Genomic DNA, 17536 nt, shown 5'->3' with positions numbered 1-17536 from the left:
AGATTAGTGTGCGTATGTTTTTGGGGTTTGTTTCGTGGTTTTTGATGGTTTTTTATTTGAACGTGTAATTAAGTTAACGCACAATGTCATCGAAAATTCATATAACAAATCATGAAAAAAAGGATGTGCCTTCATGCATAAATTCTCAAAAAGTGCAGTGGCGACCCTAGTGTCCGGCCTATTGTTGGGTGCCTCAGCGCACGCCGACGTCAGCATTACACAGGGTAAAACGGCGATTCCCGATGGCGAGGCAACACACGCCCAAGATATCACGGTAAAAAACGAGCATGTCGCGTTCGCATTGGCGGTTGAGTCTGCGCCACCATGGGGCGTGCCACGTGGTACCTTGGTGGACCTCGCGGCGGTGAAAAATAGCAAAATTGATCTAGACCGAGTCGCTTTTGCAGATTTCATCCCTAATAGCTGGTCGGCTTGGCCGAACGATCGCAAGTCGATTGAGATTGTGGAAGACAGCGATGAAAAAGCGGTGATCAAAGTGAGCCGTAACTTCGACAAGGTCGACATTACCACTTGGTATACCTTGGAAGCAGGCTCTGATTCGATTGGGCTGAAAACCGTGATGACCAACCAAGGCGAAGACGATCTTGAGCTGGAATCAGGCCACACGATTTGGCCGGATACGGGTTATCAGTTCGCAGTGCCGGGCCTTGAAGGCAATGAAGAAGCGATGGCGGATGACGCCCTTGCCGATCGCATGGTGGCGTATGACCGTGATTGGGCCTTCGCACTGCATGCGCCTTATTTTGATCGCATCAAATATAACGGCCGCGATATGTATTTGGGTCACACGCTTAAAGCGGGCGAGACCCGTACCTTTGACTCAAAGCTCCAGGTTGTTCCCAACGGCGATATGGCACCGATTGTTAAAGCGGAAGCTGAGCGTCATGGCGAAGCGACGGGCACCATTAGCGGCCAATTGCGTGCCGACAACGGTAACGTGCCTGCCGATGCGATTGTGATGATTGAGAAAGACGGTCACCCTTACGCGTGGACGCTTGCCAAAGAGGGTCAATACAACATGGCATTGCCAGAAGGTAAGTACCAAGTGTATGGCACGGCAACAGGACATGCGAATAGCCAACCGCAATCTATTACCGTGAGTGCTGACAGTGAACAAACATTGGACTTCACATCGCTGAAAAGCCCAGCAACGCTTGCGCTTAACGTGGAAGAAGCGACCTCTGGTGTAGCCAAGGATGCGCGTGTGACTATCATTGAAGGCCAAGCGCCACCGGTTGAATTTTTGGGTAAGCGTACCTTCTTCACTGATTTGCTGCCTGCAGGCCATGCCGAGCTAAAACTGGCACCGGGTGAATACAAGTTAGGCATTAACGCCGGTGCGGGCTTTACTGCAGAATCACAAACTTTGGATGTAACGCTCGAGTCGGGCAAAACCAACCAACAAGTGGTGAAAGTGCCTCAGGTGACTTTCCCGAACCGTAACCATTGGTATGGCGCTGATTTGCACCACCACGGCAATGTGCTGGAAGGGGTAACACCTCCAGAAATCGTAGTGCGTGCTCAGTTGGCAACTGACTTGGATCTGACCTTTATCAGCGATCACGATTCCACCATTAATCACAAAGTGTTTGCTGACTTATCAGCAAAACGTGGCGTACCTTTCATTCCATCGATTGAGATCTCACCATCGTGGGGACACATGAACCCATTCCCCATCGACAATGGCGCCGCGCTGACGGTCGATCCGGGTACTGATGACGTGCACACCTTGATTGATGCCGCGCATGAGATGGGCGCAGAAGTGGTGCCGATGAACCACCCATATAACGATTATGGCTACTTCACCAATATCGCTAAGGATGCGGTGCCGGGTGGTAAGACCGACCGTTTCGACCTGATGGAGCTCAACGCACGTGTCGATAACGAGCCGACCTTGAAGAAAGCGCATGATATGTGGGATAGCGGCGAAGCCATGTACCTCACAGCCGGTACCGATACCCATGATGCGTGGAACCAGCTTACCGGTCGTATTCGTATGATGGCGCACGTTGACGGCGAATTGACGCCGCTCGCCTTTGCCAAAGCGTTAAAAGCCGGTTACGGCTATGCCACACAGGGACCAATCTTGTACCCACAAAACATCATGTTTGGTGAAACCGCCAAGGCAGGTGATAAATGGGATATTAACGTGGTCGCCGCGGATGGTCTCAAAGAAGTACGTTTAATCGGTCAAGGTGGTGAGGTGCTAAACAGCATCACCATTAACCCCGAAGAGAGTACACAGCGCCTTGAGCTATCACTGCCTATTCCTGCGGATGCAGAAGGTTGGATCAACCTAGAAGTGGAAGACAAAGACGGCAGCACGGCATGGACCAACCCAGTTTGGCTTCAGTCGTAAGCGTTACGTCTCAATCAATGAACCAAGGCCAGCCATGCTGGCCTTTTTTGATCGTGACGTTAGTAGGCTCCGCTTGATTGTCTCGGCCAGAATATGTTTTCCCCCAAGGGGTTGCTACAATAGCGAGCAGACTAGGCGATGAAATAATGATATGGAACCGCAGATCCTCAACCCGCTCACCTTGCCACTTGATGGCGTCCGATTGATCGAAGCCTCCGCCGGCACCGGCAAAACATTTACTATTGCTGGCTTGTACCTGCGATTGTTGCTTGGGCATGGCCGCGCAGCGCCGTGTCGGGTCGAGCAAATACTGGTGGTGACTTTTACCGAAGCGGCAACCCAAGAGCTGAAAGACCGTATTCGGCGTCGCATTCATGAGGCGCGTTTTGCCTTTATGCGCGGAGAGAGTGGCGACCCTATCATTGAGCCTTTGCTTGCAGAGGTAAGCGATCATAAAACCGCGGCGCAGCGACTGTTAGAGGCCGAGCGTCAGATGGACGAAGCGGCTATCTATACCATTCACGGTTTTTGTCAGCGGATGCTGACCCAAAATGCGTTTGAATCGGGCAGCCTGTTCAGTCATGAATTTGTCACCGACGAGCGACAAATTAAAGCGCGCGCGGCGGCCGATTTTTGGCGTCGTCGTTTTTATCCGTTGCCTAAATCGTTAGCCGGTGTGGTGAGCAGCTACTGGCCCGCGCCAGAGGCCTTATTAAAAGAGATTGTGCCCTATTTATCCGGGCCGGAAGTGATGGTCAAGGCGCCTGAGCTCGGCGAAGATCTCATGGCGGCACACCAAGCGGCGATTGCCAATATTGATGCGGTGAAGCGCGCATGGCGCGAGGCGGGGGAGCAGATCACCGACCAGCTCAGCGCCGCCAAGCTCGATGGCCGTAGCTACCGTAAAGATCATTTGGCGAACTGGCTTAATGCGATGGAACAATGGGCCAATGCCGAGACGCTTGATTACCAATTGCCCGACAAATTGGAAAAATTCGCCCAACAGACATTAGCGGCCAAGAGTAAAGCTGAGCCACCGAGTCTGGCGCTATTTGACCAAATTCAGGCATTGGTTGATCAGCCGCCGACGTTAAAACCGGGATTGACCGCACTGGCGATTAAAGAAGTGCGGCAGCTGCTCCGCCAAGAAAAACGTCGCCAAGGGTGGCTCTCGTTTGACGATCTCCTTTCTCAACTTGCCAGCGCACTTGACCAAGATAGCCAAGGTCAGTTGGCTGCACGTATTCGCAGCTTATATCCGGTGGCAATGATTGATGAATTCCAAGACACCGACCCACTGCAATATCAGATTTTTAGCACTGTCTATCAGCCGCCAGTGGCGGACGATGCCCCTGTATTCGAAGATCAAGAAGAAGGGGGGGAGCGTACCGGTTTAATGATGATTGGCGACCCTAAGCAGGCGATTTATGCCTTCCGTGGTGCCGACATCTTCACCTATATTCATGCCCGTGCGCAGGTGAGTGATCACTACAACCTTGCCACTAACTGGCGCTCGACAGATGGTATGGTGAGCGGGGTCAATGCCTTGTTCTCACGTGCTAAGGCGCCGTTCGTTTATCAAGACAGCATTCCCTTTTTAGCGGTGGCCTCTTCGCCTAGTGCCAAACAAAAAGCGCTGGTGGTGGAGGGAAACGAGCAGCCCGCGCTCACCTTTTGGCATCACAGCCCGGATGAATTGTGTGGCAAGCAAGATTTTGAACAGACCTTAGCGGTGAGTACCGCACAGCATATCACTCAGGTACTCAATCAATCGGTGGCGGGCAATAGTTATCTACAAACTCCTTCCGGCCAAGCCGAAATTCAGCCGCACAATATCGCTGTGTTGGTGCGCACCGGACGCGAGGCACAGCTGGTCAAGCAAGCGCTGGCCGAAAAAGGCGTGGCGTCTGTCTATCTTTCTAACCGTGATAATGTGTTCGCCAGCCCTGTCGCCAGTGATATTGAGCGCATCTTAGTGGCGGTGATGCAGCCTGAAAACGAGCGTAAGTTGCGGGCGGCACTAGCCAGCCCCTTATTTGGCTTGACCGCCGAGCAGCTGGCGTTACTCAATCAAGACGAAGCCTTGTGGGAGCAAGAGGTGGTGGCCTTTAGCCATTACCGTGACACTTGGCAGCGCCGAGGGGTGATGCCGATGCTTCGCCAAGTCGCCAGTGCTCGCCAAGTGGCAGAAAACTGGTTGGCGATGCCGCAAGGCGAGCGCTGTGTGACCGACTTTTTGCATATCGCGGAGTTGCTGCAAAGTGCCAGCCAGCAATTGGACAACCCACACGCGCTGATCCGCTGGCTACAAGAGCGAATGGCCGAGCCGGCTCAACAATCGGAAGAGCAGCAGGTGCGGTTGGAGTCGGAGCGTGATTTGGTGCAAATCGTCACCATCCATAAATCGAAAGGCTTGGAATACGATCTGGTTTACTTGCCGTTCGCTTGTCAGTATCGCGAAAGCAGCCAACCGTTTTATCATGATGAACAGTATCAGCCGGTGCTGGCGTTGGATAATGTCGATGAAGGCAAAGAACGGGCTGAAAAAGAGCGGCTGGCTGAAGATATCCGCTTGCTGTACGTGGCGGTCACGCGCGCTGTGTATGGGTGTTTTATCGGCTGTGCGCCTCTTAAACAAGGTAACAGTCGGCAAAAAGATTCGGCCTTGCACCTAACGGCCCTTGGGTATTTGCTCCAGCATGGAGAAGCCGGTGATGCTAGCCTTCTGGCCGAGAGTTTGGCTGGATTAGCGAGCGCGAGCGATGCGGTGGCTGTGGTCGCGCCACCTGAGCCAGATGATAGCCGTTATGCCCCTCAAACGGGGGCGCATGAGGCGCTAAGCGCGCGTCAGTTTGACGGCAAGATTGACCGTCAGTGGCGCTTAACCAGTTACTCAGGGCTGTTAAAACAAAGCCATCATATCAGCGCTTTACCAACATTAGCCAGTTACGACTTGGACGCGGACGATGACCTCGCCGATGAGGAGACACTGGATGTGGCGGTGGAGCCTTGGTCAGTTTTTGCGTTTCCCAAAGGCGCGCGAGCCGGTACCTTTTTACACACCCTATTTGAAGAAGTGGACTTTACCTCCGATTTGATGAGTGAAGAAATCGCTGAGCTTATTACCCATCATCTTAGCTTGGAAAACTATGACCCACAGTGGTGCCCGATATTGCAGCAGTGGATGACACAGGTATTGAAACACCCGCTCAATGAGCAAGGGCTGAGGCTGAACCAAATTGATAATGCCAGTCGATTAACGGAGATGGAGTTCGTGATGCCTTTGGCCGCACTGGACTGCCAGCGACTGAACCGACTCGCCGCACGGTATGATGCATTGTCTGCCCGCGCTGGCCAGCTCACCTTTGACACGGCGCGCGGGATGCTAAAAGGCTTTATCGATTTAACCTTCCGCGCCGATGGCAAGTATTACGTGCTGGATTGGAAGTCGAACCATTTGGGGGATAGCGTGGCCGATTACCATCCTGAGGCGCTCAAAGAGGCGATGATCGCGCACCGATACGACTTTCAGTACCAGATCTATACCTTGGCGTTGCACCGCTTTTTGCGCCAGCGGATCCCAGATTATGACTACGACACCCATGTGGGGGGCGTGTTTTATTTCTTTTTACGGGGCGCCAGCGATAGCGGCGAGACCGGCGTATTCGCGCACCGTCCCGATAAGGCACTGATTGACGCCTTGGACAACCTCTTTGCTGGAGAGTCGGTATGAAGCAAGCATTAATGGCACTTTACCAGCGTGGGGAATTGCGGGCGATTGATGTGCAATTTGCTTGTTTGATGGGTGAAGAAGAAACTCAGTTAGACAAGGCCGCTATCACAGTATGGGCGGCACTGTTGAGTCGCGAAGTGGGCAAAGGCCATGTCTGCCTTGACTTGCACCAGTGGCAGCCACCCAGCGATGTCGCGTGGCAGCCCTTGCTGGAACATATTGATAGCCAAGCGCCAAGCGAGCAATTGGCGCAGGCCGCAGTCGTGTCCGATGGGATGCAGTCAACGCCCTTGGTGCTTGCCGGGCATCGATTGTATTTGCATCGCTACTGGCATGCCGAGCAGCAAGTGGCGGGGCATATTCGCCAGCGTCTCACGGCGCTATCGGTACCGGATGAGGCTAGACAAACCCTAGATAGCTTATTTGCCGCCTCACAGGCGGAGATTGATTGGCAAAAAGTGGCGGCAGCCACCGCGTTGACCCAGCCGTTTGCGGTGATTTCGGGAGGGCCGGGCACGGGGAAAACCACCACCGTCGCCCGTTTGTTGGCGGCGCTGGTGGCGTCGCACCACGCTGAACGCGCAACGTCTGCAGCGCTCACCATCAAACTGGTCGCTCCGACCGGTAAAGCCGCTAACCGATTGACTGAATCACTAGGGCGGGCGATTGCCGCCTTGCCTGTTGATCATGACGTAAAAGCGGCGCTGCCGACCCAAGCCAGTACCATTCACCGATTATTAGGGGCGATTCCGCAGCGGGTGGCGTTTCGCCATCATAAAAATAACCCCGTGCATGCGGATGTGTTGATTGTCGATGAAGCCTCGATGGTGGACTTGCCCTTGATGGCACAGCTGTTCGATGCCTTGGCGCCCTCAACACGCATTATTTTGCTGGGGGATAAAGATCAGCTTGCCTCTGTGGAAGCGGGGGCGGTGCTAGGGGATATTTGTCAGTACGCCGAGGCCGGCTATCCTGCGGCGCAGGCGGCGCGTTTAAGGCAGTTAACAGGCTTTGACGTACCCGAAAATCCGCACGCGCCAGCGATTGCCAGTGCCTTGTGTTTGCTGCGCAAAAGTTATCGTTTTGATGCCCAATCCGGCATTGGCCAGCTCGCCTTTGCGGTGAACCGAGGAGAGATGGCCGAGGTGGGGGCGGTGTTAAAACGCGGCTATGGCGATATTACTCACCATGTACTGAGTGATGACAGTTATCAGACCTTGATGCAACAAGCGGTGGCAGGATATCGCGATTACTTAACGACACTCGATAATGCGAGGCTCGAAACCCCGTCATCAATGGTGGATGTGCTGAGTGCCTTTAGCCAATTTCGATTGTTATGCGCATTGACTGAAGGTCCGTTTGGCGTCGCTGGGCTCAACCAAGCCATTGAGCAGCACTTGGCGTCGGCAGGGCTGATCGCCAAAGAGCGTGACACCTGGTATCACGGCCGACCAATCATGATTTTGCAAAACGATCATGCTCTGGGGTTGTATAACGGTGATATTGGGATTGCGGTGCAGCATGAAGGGATCACGCGTGTGGCGTTTGAAACCCACGATGGCGAGGTGCGCTATTTGCTTGCCAGCCGTCTGCCCGCCCATCAAACCGCGTTTGCGATGACGGTGCATAAATCACAGGGCTCTGAGTTTGCGCACACAGTGCTGGTGTGTCCGCCTGCCATTTCACCGGTGATCACCCGCGAGCTCATTTACACCGGCATCACGCGGGCGAAGCGCCAGCTTGATCTTTACGCGTCTTGGCCGGTGCTGCGCCACGGTGTGGGGGCACGCACCGCCCGTTATAGTGGTTTGCCGGATGCCTTATTGGCCCCTTGAGCGTGGCGAAACCCGCTAAAGCGCTAAAGTCAGCACCTTAGAGCGACGCTGATAGTTGTACAGCTCTTGGCGAGTGTTGGGGAGTGCTGATACATCGGAGAGCAAAAAGCCTTGTTCCAAAAACCAATGCAGACTGTGGGTGGTGAGCACAAAAATGGTTTCGAGCCCTTTGGCTTTGGCACGTTGCTTGAGGTGATTGAGGAGCATGACGCCGCGGTCACCATCACGATAATCCGGATGAATGGCGACGCATGCCATCTCGCCGGTGCGCGCTTCACTAAATGGGTAGAGGGCAGCGCAGCCTATCACTAATCCATCCCGTTCGATGATGGTAAAGCGGGGGATTTCTTGCTCCAATTGTTCTCGTGAGCGGCGCACTAGGATCCCTTGTTGCTCCAACGGGCGGATCAAATCCAAGATCCCACCGATATCGTCAATCTGGGCTTGGCGCACTTTTTCGGCACGCTCCATCACGATCTGGGTGCCGATCCCCTCAATCGAGAACAGCTCTTGGATCAAGGCGCCGTCTTTTTTATAGCTGATCAAATGGCTACGCGTAACCCCCGCCCGACACGCAGCAATCGCGCCTCGTAAAAAGCGACTGGTGCCAGAGCCAGTATCGCCAGCGGCTTCTCTGGCTTCTAAAAGCGGTTGGGCTTGGGTAGGGAGTAACTCAGAAATCACCTCATTGTCTTGGTTTAAGACCCCTTGTTCGGAGCAAAAGCCAATCAACTTGTCTGCGCGTAACCGAATCGCGACTTGAGTCGCTACTTCTTCGGAGGTGAGGTTAAAGCATTCCCCCGTCACTGAGCTGGCAACCGGCCCCATCAGTACGATCGCGTTTTGATCAAGCTGGCGCTGAATGCCGTCAATGTCGATGCGGCGAATTTTGCCACTATGGCAGTAATCAATCCCTTCATCGACGCCCAACGGTTGCGCGATGACAAAATTGCCACTGATCACATTAATTTGAGCGCCCGCCATGGGCGTATTGTTGAGTCCCATGGATAAACGCGCCGTAATGTCGAGCTGCACTTGGCCGGCGGCTTGTTTGACCACTTCAAGCGCGTGGCTGTCGGTGATGCGTATTCCTTTGTGATATGGTGTTTCCAGGCCGTACTGATTTAAGGTGCGATTGATTTGCGGGCGGGCGCCGAAGACCAAGACCAGCTTCATGCCTAGGCTATTGAGTAGCGCGATATCATTGACGATATTCTGAAAGTTCTCATCCGCCATGGCTTCGCCACCCAGCATGATCACCGCGGTTTTATCTCGGTGAGCATTGACATACGGCGCCGATTGGCGAAATCCTTTAACCAGTGCGGTACTTCTTATCTTCACGAGCTAGTCCGTCTAAATATTCACTTATAGTGCCTTTTTATTCTCTTTGGGTAACAAGTGTCAAGCCTTTAGTCAGTTTACTATGCGCTGTCGTCTGCACGCTTAAGCGATAAAGAGGCAAGGTGACGGGGCAAATTAGCGTCTGTTTGGGAACCAAACTCACAAGATTTGCAAACTGCGTCTAAAGTAGACAATGGGATTGGTTAAAATGTCCTGATTATCAGTGAGTGAGGTTGTAGCGTGCGGTTGACCAAACAAATATTTCTACTGGTGTTTATTATTCTAGCTGGTGGCGCCAGTTTTTTGGTGGCAACTCGCCCCGAGTTTTTTGCCCCTGAGATGACCAAAAAACAGTTATACGGTGAGTGGGTGGAGCTGGAAGTAGCCCCTTATGCGGCTGACCGTTTTGAGGTGCGCCCGGATGGCATTTATACCAATGGCAGTCGTGCGACTACCGCTTATACGTTTGATGGCGATGAGCTTTCGTACACGATTGGCACACAAGAGTATCTGTATCGCGTAGAGAATAAATCAACGCTAGAAAGGCTATCGCCAGCGCACTATACGTCTATGTTCGGTAAGGCGAATTAAGTTTGCGCGCAGCGCTGCTGCTAGTGAAGAGGCGCCAATTGCGATCAATGGCAATATGGCGCCACTTTACACGCTAGTATTTAACCGCGTCGAGAGATGAAAGCAGCTCGTTAACCGAACACTGCTTCATGGCCACACGGCGAAGAATATCGGCGGTGGTTTCATCGCCACCAAGACAACGTTGAATGCTGGTATTGATAGTGTTTCGAGTGCAGCCCTCACTGGCCATCATTCGAATCCATTGGTATTCCACTGCATCGGTATCAAGAAGCGTTGAACGCCCAACTTTCAGATCCATAGCAACCTGTACTCCCTTGATGTTGCATTTATTATGCAATTTTGTTTCAGACACAGTACATAACAAGTATATGACACTTTCATGAATGTCGTGTACTTCAGACAGGTAAGATAGATTTGATCACATTCGTTGTGTATTGATTTGCAGGCAGTTACAACTTGACGATGAGAAGTGATTGCGAAGTGTAGGTCTTTTTGCGAGCCTTAGCGCTACAAACTAACTGATTGGATTACAGTGTGAAAAAAGCGTTAGTCGTGATGGGGTGTGTGGTTGCACTCGCAGGGTGTGTACGTCCCACTGACCGAGGTCAACAATATGTTGATGGACGGTTTGAATCAATTTTAACTCCAGTGCCACACGTGGTGTCTGATAGCCCACGTGACTTTAGTCTGTTTAATGATCAGTTAGCCGAAGTGAAAGCGAAATCTCCCTCGCTGGTGGCCAAGCACCAAGCCGTATACCAGCGCCTGCAAGCGTGGCTGGATGCGGGAGGCAATGTGGAAACACTCGCTGAGTTTGGGCTTGGCGTCGACCAAATGGGCGGTGGTGATGACTTTGGCAACGTGATGTTTACCGGCTATTTCTCGCCAGTGATTGAGATGCGCCATCAACCTGATGCTTTGTTCCGCTATCCGGTTTATGCCAAACCCTTTTGCGATGACAGCTGCCCGGATCGCAAAGCGATTTACGATGGAGCCTTAGATGGCTTGGGGTTAGAGCTGGGTTACAGCGCTTCTTTGATTGATAACTTTATTATGGAAGTTCAGGGCAGTGGTTTTGTCCACTTTGGCGATAACGACCAACTCGAGTATTTTGCCTACGGCGGCAAGAATGGCCACCCTTACGTCAGCATCGGTAAAGTCTTGATTGAAAATGGTGAAGTGCCGCGTGAAAAAATGTCGCTGAAAGCGATCAAAGACTGGGTAGCGGCGCACGGTGAAGAGGAAGTACGTGAGTTACTGGAGCAAAATCCCTCTTATGTTTTCTTCACGCCTAAGGCCGCAGATCCCGTGAGCGGTACCGCAGGTATTCCGTTGAAAGCGGGCGCCTCTGTCGCAGCGGATCGTCGTTATTTACCGATGGGCAGTGTGTTACTTGCTGAAGTTCCTCAGTTGGATGAGCAAGGTAACTGGACTGGAGAGCATGTATTAAAGCTTTTGATGGCATTGGATACTGGTGGCGCAGTCAAAGAAAATCATCTTGATTTGTACCACGGTATGGGCAATGACGCTGGAGAGCGAGCGGGGCATTACAAACACTTTGGCCGAGTTTGGAAGCTTGAAGCGTTGTCGCCACAGCTTGCGAGTCAGCCTTAGAGAGTGTCATTCCGCGACTTGAAGCGATAAAAAAGCGAGCATTGAATGCTCGCTTTTCCTTTGAGCGTGATTGATTATTCAATCAAACCTGCTTCACGATAGTAGCGTGCCGCGCCGGGGTGAAGCGGTGCAGACAAGCCATCTTTTACCATTTCTTCTTTCTTCAGATTCGCAAAGGCAGGGTGCAAACGGCGGAAATCATCGAAGTTCTCAAATACCGCTTTCACCACATTGTAAATTACGTCGTCTGGTACTTGGGTAGATGACACAAAGGTCGCACCGACCCCGAAAGTCGTGACATCACCATCGTTACCACGGTACATGCCACCTGGGATCACGGCTTTACGATAGTAATCACGGTCAGCAATCAGCTGTTTAGCTGCATCGTTCGCCACTTCCACTAGCACGCTATCGCAGGCGGTGGTCGCTTCTTGGATTGCGCCACTCGGGTGACCAACTGTGTAGACCATGGCATCAATTTTGTTGTCACACAATGCCTTAGATTGTTCCGCCGCTTTTAGCTCAGAAATTTGGCCGAACTTGTCCATATCCCAACCCATTTGGTCCATCAATACTTCGATGGTACCGCGTTGACCTGAGCCCGGGTTACCAATGTTGACGCGTTTGCCAGCCAGATCATCAAAGGTTTTAATCCCTGCGTCCGCACGTGCGACCACAGTAAAGGGTTCAGGATGGATCGAGAAGACCGCGCGCAGATCTTTGAACTCGCCTTGGTCTTTAAACTTGCTGGTGCCTTTGTAAGCGTGATATTGCCAGTCAGACTGGGCGATACCCATATCTAGCTCGCCAGCACGGATAGTATTGATGTTGTAGATAGAACCGCCCGTACTCTCTACTGAGCAGCGAATACCATGGTCATCTTTGCTTTTATTGACCAGACGGCAGATTGCACCACCCGTAGGGTAATAAACACCAGTAACACCACCGGTACCAATGGTCACAAACTGATTTGCTTGAGCGGTTGCTGCGGTTCCTAGTGCAGCGGAAAAGCTGAGCGCAATCAGAGTAGGTTTCATCGCTTTCATGCTTAAGATTCCTTTTTAGTTAGAGGTTGCTATCCGGGCGCACCCTCGAAGATGGTATGACACTCGATGCAAATATGACAAAAAAGTGTCACCGCGCTATTTTTTCAATCTTTTAACAATATTTGCAAGCAATAGTATTGGGTTAAAACGACTGGGTCATGGTTTGCCTCAATGCTTGTACAGGTTTAGTACAATATCCCAGCTTTTCCAGCGTGTTGCGCAGTTGTGTGATCTGGTATGCGTTATTGGGGGCTGCGCGACCATGGACATCGAAGGTGTTGTTTTCAAAACCAATCCTCATATCTCCTCCTAGCAAGGCGGCCGTGGTTAAACAGGAAAGCTCACGCTGGCCAAATGCACAGACAGACCACGGAACAGTGTCATCTAAGTGACGAGCTTGATACATGGCGACGATATCTTCCGGTGCGCCTCTGGGAGGCGTTCGGTCGCGGCCCGCAACAAAAAGCAGGTGATGACCTTGCGAGGGAAGAATGCCTTGTTCTCGTAACGCGTAATAGCGTACCAATTCTTGAGGGTGATAGAGAATAAACTGGCTGTAGATGCGCGCCTCCACCGTCCAGGCAAAAAAATCTTTTACAGCTTGGTGAGTCGGTTGATGGTCAGGAGCAAGCTCTCTGAGCGCAAAGGAAGCGGCTTCCGGTTTGACGGCTCGGATCAGAGCCATTTGTTGCTGGGGAGAATAGCGGCCTACGGCCTCGGTGGTGAGTTGAATCACCATGCGATCGCCGACGGCATCCATCACTTGCTGATATAGCGTTTGGTTTAGCGCGGGATCAAGGCTATGCGCCCCCTGTAGATCTCGGGCGTGGATATGTGCCATGGTTGCGCCTGCCTCTGCACATTCGTGCAGGCAGTGGATCAGCTGTTCGCTGGTGACAGGCACACTCGGGTGGTGTGTGGGCTGTAAGCGTGCACCATTGGGGGCAACCATGATCGTCCTTGCATCTTGCATTCTTTTCCCCTCGTCTATCAATGTATCGTTATTGAGAAGGCAAGCACATCTCTAATGTTAGTGCTAGCTTGTCGATGATGGCCGAGATATGAGTTGATTCAATGATATAGGGCGGTGCGAGTAAGATATGGTGCCCCTGCTTACCATCAATGGTACCGCCCATGGGATAACACATTAGTCCGTTATGCATGGCGGTTTGTTTTATCGTTTGATGGAGCGCGAGATCAGATGAAAAGGGGCGCTTACTGGTTTTGTCTGCTACGAGCTCCAACGCGATAAACAGTCCACGTCCGCGAATGTCGCCGACAAAAGGGTGTGAATCAAACTGATGATGTAGCGCCGTTTTAAGCGCCTTACCTTGTTTTTCCGCCGCGGCAACTAATCCTTCTTGCTCAAGCGTGGTGAGCGTGGCTAAGGCAGCGGCACATGCCGTTGGATGAGCCATAAAGGTGTGACCATGTTGGAAAAAGCCTGAACCAGATGCAATCGCTTCATAGAGACGATCCGTGACTAAGGTCGCGCCAATGGGTTGATAACCGGCAGCCAATCCTTTAGCGATAGCGACAATATCCGGAACGATGTCTTCATGCTCAAAGGCGAAAAAACGCCCAGTGCGTCCCGTACCGCACATGACTTCATCGAGGATCAGCAAAATATTGTATTGGTCGCAGATCTCACGGATACGAGAAAAATAGCCAGCCTCTGCGGTCAATGCACCGGCTGTCGCGCCCACCACAGGTTCTGCGACAAACCCAATGACGGTATCCGGCCCTTTTTCTAACAGCTTGGCTTCAAGCTCATTGGCCACACGTTGACCGTACTCGTAAGCGGTTTCATCGGGACCTTGATCGCGATAGGCGTAACAAGGGGCAATCAGACTGGTATCCATCAATAAAGGAGCAAATGGAGCTCGTCGCCACGCATTCCCTCCCACAGACAAGGCGCCCAAGGTGTTGCCATGATAACTCTGTCGCCGAGCAATAAAATGTTGGCGCTGGGGTTCGCCGACTTCAACCCAGTACTGGCGAGCGAGCTTGAGGGCGGTTTCCATCGCCTCAGATCCACCACTGACCAAATAAACATGGTTGATAGAAGAGGGGGCAATATCAGCCAGCTTCTCGGCAAGTGCTTCACTCGTGACGGAGGTAAAAAAGCCAGTATGCGCATAAGGAATAGCATCCAGTTGACGGTGGATAGCCTCTAACACGGCAGGATGATTGTGTCCAAGGCAAGAGACGGCAGCACCTCCGCATGCATCGAGATATTCATTACCCTGAGTGTCGGTTAAATACATCCCATTGCCACTGGCAATAGTGGGGGGAAGATGATGACAGTGACGGTGAAAGACATGACTCATACGAGGGCCTCAATGCAAGCGTGATAACTCAGTATGGTGAACTTGTGTTTTAAACCGCAAAGGATATATTTTCACCAGGTATGCAAAAAAGGAATGGGATGATGAATGTGCGTTTGCCGTCGATGCGCTCGCTACAAACACTGATTGCGGTCGCTCAAACAGGAAGTTTTTCAGAAGCCGCGAAGGTATTGCATGTCAGCCAAAGTACGGTGAGTAAGCAAATACAGCAGCTCGAAGAAGGAATTGGTCAACCACTCTTTGAGCGACATGCTGGGGGAGTAAGGCTAAACCGAGTCGGAGAGCCTTATTTAACTATAATATCGGCCAGCGTCAATGATATTGCCAATGCCACGGCGCAAGCGCGTCAGCAAAGTGCAAGGCAAGAGTCCGTCAGCTTATTGGTGCCGCCCTCGTTTGCCAGCCTTTGGTTGATCCCTCAGCTGCCAGCGTTTAAATCGCAGCATCCTGATATTTCTGTGGTGGTCAGTGCCAGTGACTACGTGCCCCAAGGGAAAGAGAGCGAACTGGATATTTTAATCCGCTGTCAGCCTCATCAGCAGGCAGGCGCGCAAGGAGTCTGTTTAATTCACGAACACTTATCGCTTGTCGCATCAGTGACCTTGCTGCCAGAACCTTTGGATCGGGCCGCGTTGTTATCGGAAGTGCCGGTTTTATCTCATCTAACGCGCCCTTCACTGTGGGAGCAATTTTGGCAACAATTCGGGCTGGCTGACAGCAATCCGCAATACGGAGCGGGCTTTGAGCACTTTTTTATGGCGCTTGAAGGCGTAAAACAACAGATGGGGATGGCGTTAATCCCCACCTTTATGGCCTCAGCGGCCTTGTCAAACGATCAGATTGTGAATCCCTTGGGGTTAAGTATCGACAGCGGCTATGGCTATTATCTTTACAGCGCGCGGTATAAGCAGCGCTCGCCAGCGGTTATGCACGTGATCAATTGGTTGTATGATGCCCTCAATATGGATCCGGCTAGACATCCCATCAGCAAGTCGGTATAACGCCTGTCAGCGCGATCAACGAAGACTATAGTTATGACACATTCCCTATCAGAATCCTATCTGCAACGTTTTGGCGGTACGGCTCGTTTATATGGACGCCGTGCGCTTGAGGTGTTTCACCAGAGCCATATTTGTGTCATTGGTATTGGTGGCGTGGGATCATGGGCAGTGGAATCGCTGGCTCGGACAGGGATTGGCGCAATCACATTGATTGATATGGATGATGTGTGTGTTACCAACACCAATCGACAAATTCATGCTTTGAAAGAGACTATCGGCCAAAGCAAAAGCGAGATGATGGCCGAGCGTGTAGCGGCGATCAATCCAGAATGCCAAGTGACTGTGATTGATGACTTTATCTCGCCGGATAATATTGCTGAGTACATCGACACGCGCTTTGATTATGTGCTTGATGCAATAGATAGCATCAAGCCCAAAACGGCTTTATTGGCTCACTGCAAGCGGCACAAAATTAAAGTCATTACCGTGGGTGGCGCGGGTGGACAGATCGACCCCACCCAGATCCAAGTGGCGGATTTAACCAAAACGATTCAAGACCCACTCGCGGCGAAGCTGCGTAACAATTTGCGTCGCTTTTACGGTTTTACTAAGACTCAAGGACGAAAGTTTGGGATTGACTGTGTCTTTTCAAGCGAGCAACTCAAATACCCACAACCTGATGGCAGTGTCTGTGAAAGCAAGGCATCTGCACAAGGGCCGAAGCGAATGGATTGTGCCAGTGGTTTTGGTGCGGCAACTATGGTGACGGCCAGTTTTGGGTTCGTCGCGGTGTCGCGCATTTTACACAAATTGATCGAGGCGGATAAACGACGCCAAGCCGATTAACTACGGCTGCTCGGCGGAGATGCCGATCAGCCCATACTCGCCCATACGAAATGCACTCCAAGCGCGCTGGTAGTCACCGCTCATCTTTAACTGGCGTAATCCTCGATTAAACTGACTGACCCACAGCGCGCTTTGGGGGTGTTGACGACTGAATAAAACATGTAAAGGCGTGACACGAAGCGGTTTGGGATGAAATGTGATGTGACGACTTTCATCGCTGAGAAGTTGATTGCGCACCACGTCATGGATGACATATTGATTGCCGATAATCACATCACTTTGACCTGTCAGTAAGCTTTTCACCTTCTCAAGCTCGCTCGGATATTTATGGATGATGACGTTACCACCTTCTTGGTTAAAGGTTTCCAACATGTTGTCTTCAATATAGTCTTCGCTAATTCCCACATTCAGGCCATTGAGACTGTCTAAAGACTGCCAATCGAAGTAACGATTTTTGAGGTGGAAAAAGACCACAGACTCAGTATAAATGGGGGCTGAATAGATAAAGTCGTGCTCTCTTTCTGGGGTATAGCCCCAACCAACCGTGCCGTGTACTTTACCGGTTTTTGCGTCTTCTTTTGCTTGCGGCCAAAGGACAAACTTGATCTCTATCTCCATGCCCTGTTGCTTGCCAGCTTCTTTGACAATATGCGCTAACACCCCTTGATGTGCTAATTGATCAGAAATAAACGGGCGGTAGTCGCCAGATGTTAGTATCAGGCTAGGCGTGGCACCACTAACTACCGGGAGACTGAACGCGAATAAAATGATTAGCCATCGCCACATAACAACTCCAGAGTC

General features: G+C 51.8%; 13 protein-coding genes. 7 read left to right on the top strand and 6 right to left on the bottom strand.

Translation table 11 applies throughout. The annotated features are described in order from the left end of the window. Positions 1–133: 133 nt before the first annotated feature. From BZJ19_RS07875 to recD, 3 genes are all read left to right on the top strand, one after another. Entirely contained in the window at positions 134–2380 is a 2247-nt protein-coding gene (locus BZJ19_RS07875; RefSeq protein ID WP_077675191.1) for a CehA/McbA family metallohydrolase, read from the top strand. 151 nt (positions 2381–2531) lie between these two features. Next, positions 2532–6113 (top strand): exodeoxyribonuclease V subunit beta, encoded by a 3582-nt coding sequence (gene recB / locus BZJ19_RS07870; RefSeq protein WP_077675190.1) that lies wholly within the window; start codon positions 2532–2534, stop codon positions 6111–6113. Next, positions 6110–7948, top strand: a complete 1839-nt coding sequence (recD, locus tag BZJ19_RS07865) for an exodeoxyribonuclease V subunit alpha (protein ID WP_077675189.1) — start codon at positions 6110–6112, stop codon at positions 7946–7948. The genes recB and recD overlap by 4 nt, the downstream gene beginning before the upstream one ends. 15 nt (positions 7949–7963) lie before the next feature. Here the strand turns inward: recD and argA are convergent, their stop codons facing one another. Next, positions 7964–9289 carry an amino-acid N-acetyltransferase gene (gene argA, locus BZJ19_RS07860; protein WP_046074142.1) on the bottom strand — a complete coding sequence of 442 codons (1326 nt, stop codon included), beginning with the start codon at positions 9287–9289 and terminating at the stop codon, positions 7964–7966. Positions 9290–9529: 240 nt separating this feature from the next. On the opposite strand from argA, the gene BZJ19_RS07855 reads away from it, so the two are divergent. Beyond that, positions 9530–9880, top strand: coding sequence for a DUF2850 domain-containing protein (locus BZJ19_RS07855; protein WP_102136118.1), 351 nt, complete (start codon positions 9530–9532; stop codon positions 9878–9880). 73 nt (positions 9881–9953) lie between these two features. On the opposite strand, the gene BZJ19_RS07850 is transcribed toward BZJ19_RS07855, so the two are convergent. Further along, positions 9954–10178, bottom strand: a complete 225-nt coding sequence (locus BZJ19_RS07850; RefSeq protein ID WP_069586647.1) for a hypothetical protein — start codon at positions 10176–10178, stop codon at positions 9954–9956. Between the two features lie 236 nt (positions 10179–10414). Here BZJ19_RS07850 and mltA point away from each other — a divergent pair, with 236 nt between their 5' ends. Beyond that, positions 10415–11494: a murein transglycosylase A gene (gene mltA / locus BZJ19_RS07845; protein ID WP_077675188.1), complete on the top strand. Its 1080-nt coding sequence runs from the start codon at positions 10415–10417 to the stop codon at positions 11492–11494. Between the two features lie 74 nt (positions 11495–11568). On the opposite strand, the gene BZJ19_RS07840 is transcribed toward mltA, so the two are convergent. From BZJ19_RS07840 to BZJ19_RS07830, 3 genes are all read right to left on the bottom strand, one after another. Next, a complete protein-coding gene (locus BZJ19_RS07840) occupies positions 11569–12540 on the bottom strand; it encodes a TAXI family TRAP transporter solute-binding subunit (RefSeq protein WP_069588547.1) in 972 nt (323 codons plus the stop codon). 142 nt (positions 12541–12682) lie between these two features. Then, positions 12683–13513: a beta-keto acid cleavage family enzyme gene (locus BZJ19_RS07835; protein WP_077675187.1), complete on the bottom strand. Its 831-nt coding sequence runs from the start codon at positions 13511–13513 to the stop codon at positions 12683–12685. Between the two features lie 28 nt (positions 13514–13541). Beyond that, positions 13542–14870 carry an aspartate aminotransferase family protein gene (locus BZJ19_RS07830; RefSeq protein ID WP_077675186.1) on the bottom strand — a complete coding sequence of 443 codons (1329 nt, stop codon included), beginning with the start codon at positions 14868–14870 and terminating at the stop codon, positions 13542–13544. Positions 14871–14968: 98 nt separating this feature from the next. Between BZJ19_RS07830 and BZJ19_RS07825 the strand changes: the two genes are divergently transcribed. Next, positions 14969–15889: a LysR family transcriptional regulator gene (locus BZJ19_RS07825; protein ID WP_162274215.1), complete on the top strand. Its 921-nt coding sequence runs from the start codon at positions 14969–14971 to the stop codon at positions 15887–15889. 33 nt (positions 15890–15922) lie between these two features. Beyond that, a complete protein-coding gene (gene tcdA, locus BZJ19_RS07820; protein WP_077675184.1) occupies positions 15923–16735 on the top strand; it encodes a tRNA cyclic N6-threonylcarbamoyladenosine(37) synthase TcdA in 813 nt (270 codons plus the stop codon). Here tcdA and BZJ19_RS07815 read toward each other — a convergent pair whose 3' ends face one another. Beyond that, positions 16736–17521, bottom strand: a complete 786-nt coding sequence (locus BZJ19_RS07815; RefSeq protein WP_077675183.1) for a substrate-binding periplasmic protein — start codon at positions 17519–17521, stop codon at positions 16736–16738. Positions 17522–17536 lie beyond the last annotated feature (15 nt).

The organism is Salinivibrio proteolyticus (assembly GCF_001996165.1).
GTDB classification, from domain to species: domain Bacteria; phylum Pseudomonadota; class Gammaproteobacteria; order Enterobacterales; family Vibrionaceae; genus Salinivibrio; species Salinivibrio proteolyticus.
Note: the sequence above shows the minus strand (reverse complement) of the source record. Positions and strands in the feature narration are given on the sequence as shown.

Coding starts and splice junctions, on each gene's coding strand:
- BZJ19_RS07875 (WP_077675191.1), top strand. CDS start 134: ATGCATAAATTCTCAAAAAGTGCAGTGGCGACCCTAGTGTCCGGCCTA.
- recB (WP_077675190.1), top strand. CDS start 2,532: ATGGAACCGCAGATCCTCAACCCGCTCACCTTGCCACTTGATGGCGTC.
- recD (WP_077675189.1), top strand. CDS start 6,110: ATGAAGCAAGCATTAATGGCACTTTACCAGCGTGGGGAATTGCGGGCG.
- BZJ19_RS07850 (WP_069586647.1), bottom strand. CDS start 10,178: ATGGATCTGAAAGTTGGGCGTTCAACGCTTCTTGATACCGATGCAGTG.
- BZJ19_RS07840 (WP_069588547.1), bottom strand. CDS start 12,540: ATGAAAGCGATGAAACCTACTCTGATTGCGCTCAGCTTTTCCGCTGCA.
- BZJ19_RS07835 (WP_077675187.1), bottom strand. CDS start 13,513: ATGCAAGATGCAAGGACGATCATGGTTGCCCCCAATGGTGCACGCTTA.
- BZJ19_RS07830 (WP_077675186.1), bottom strand. CDS start 14,870: ATGAGTCATGTCTTTCACCGTCACTGTCATCATCTTCCCCCCACTATT.
- BZJ19_RS07825 (WP_162274215.1), top strand. CDS start 14,969: ATGATGAATGTGCGTTTGCCGTCGATGCGCTCGCTACAAACACTGATT.
- tcdA (WP_077675184.1), top strand. CDS start 15,923: ATGACACATTCCCTATCAGAATCCTATCTGCAACGTTTTGGCGGTACG.
- BZJ19_RS07815 (WP_077675183.1), bottom strand. CDS start 17,521: ATGTGGCGATGGCTAATCATTTTATTCGCGTTCAGTCTCCCGGTAGTT.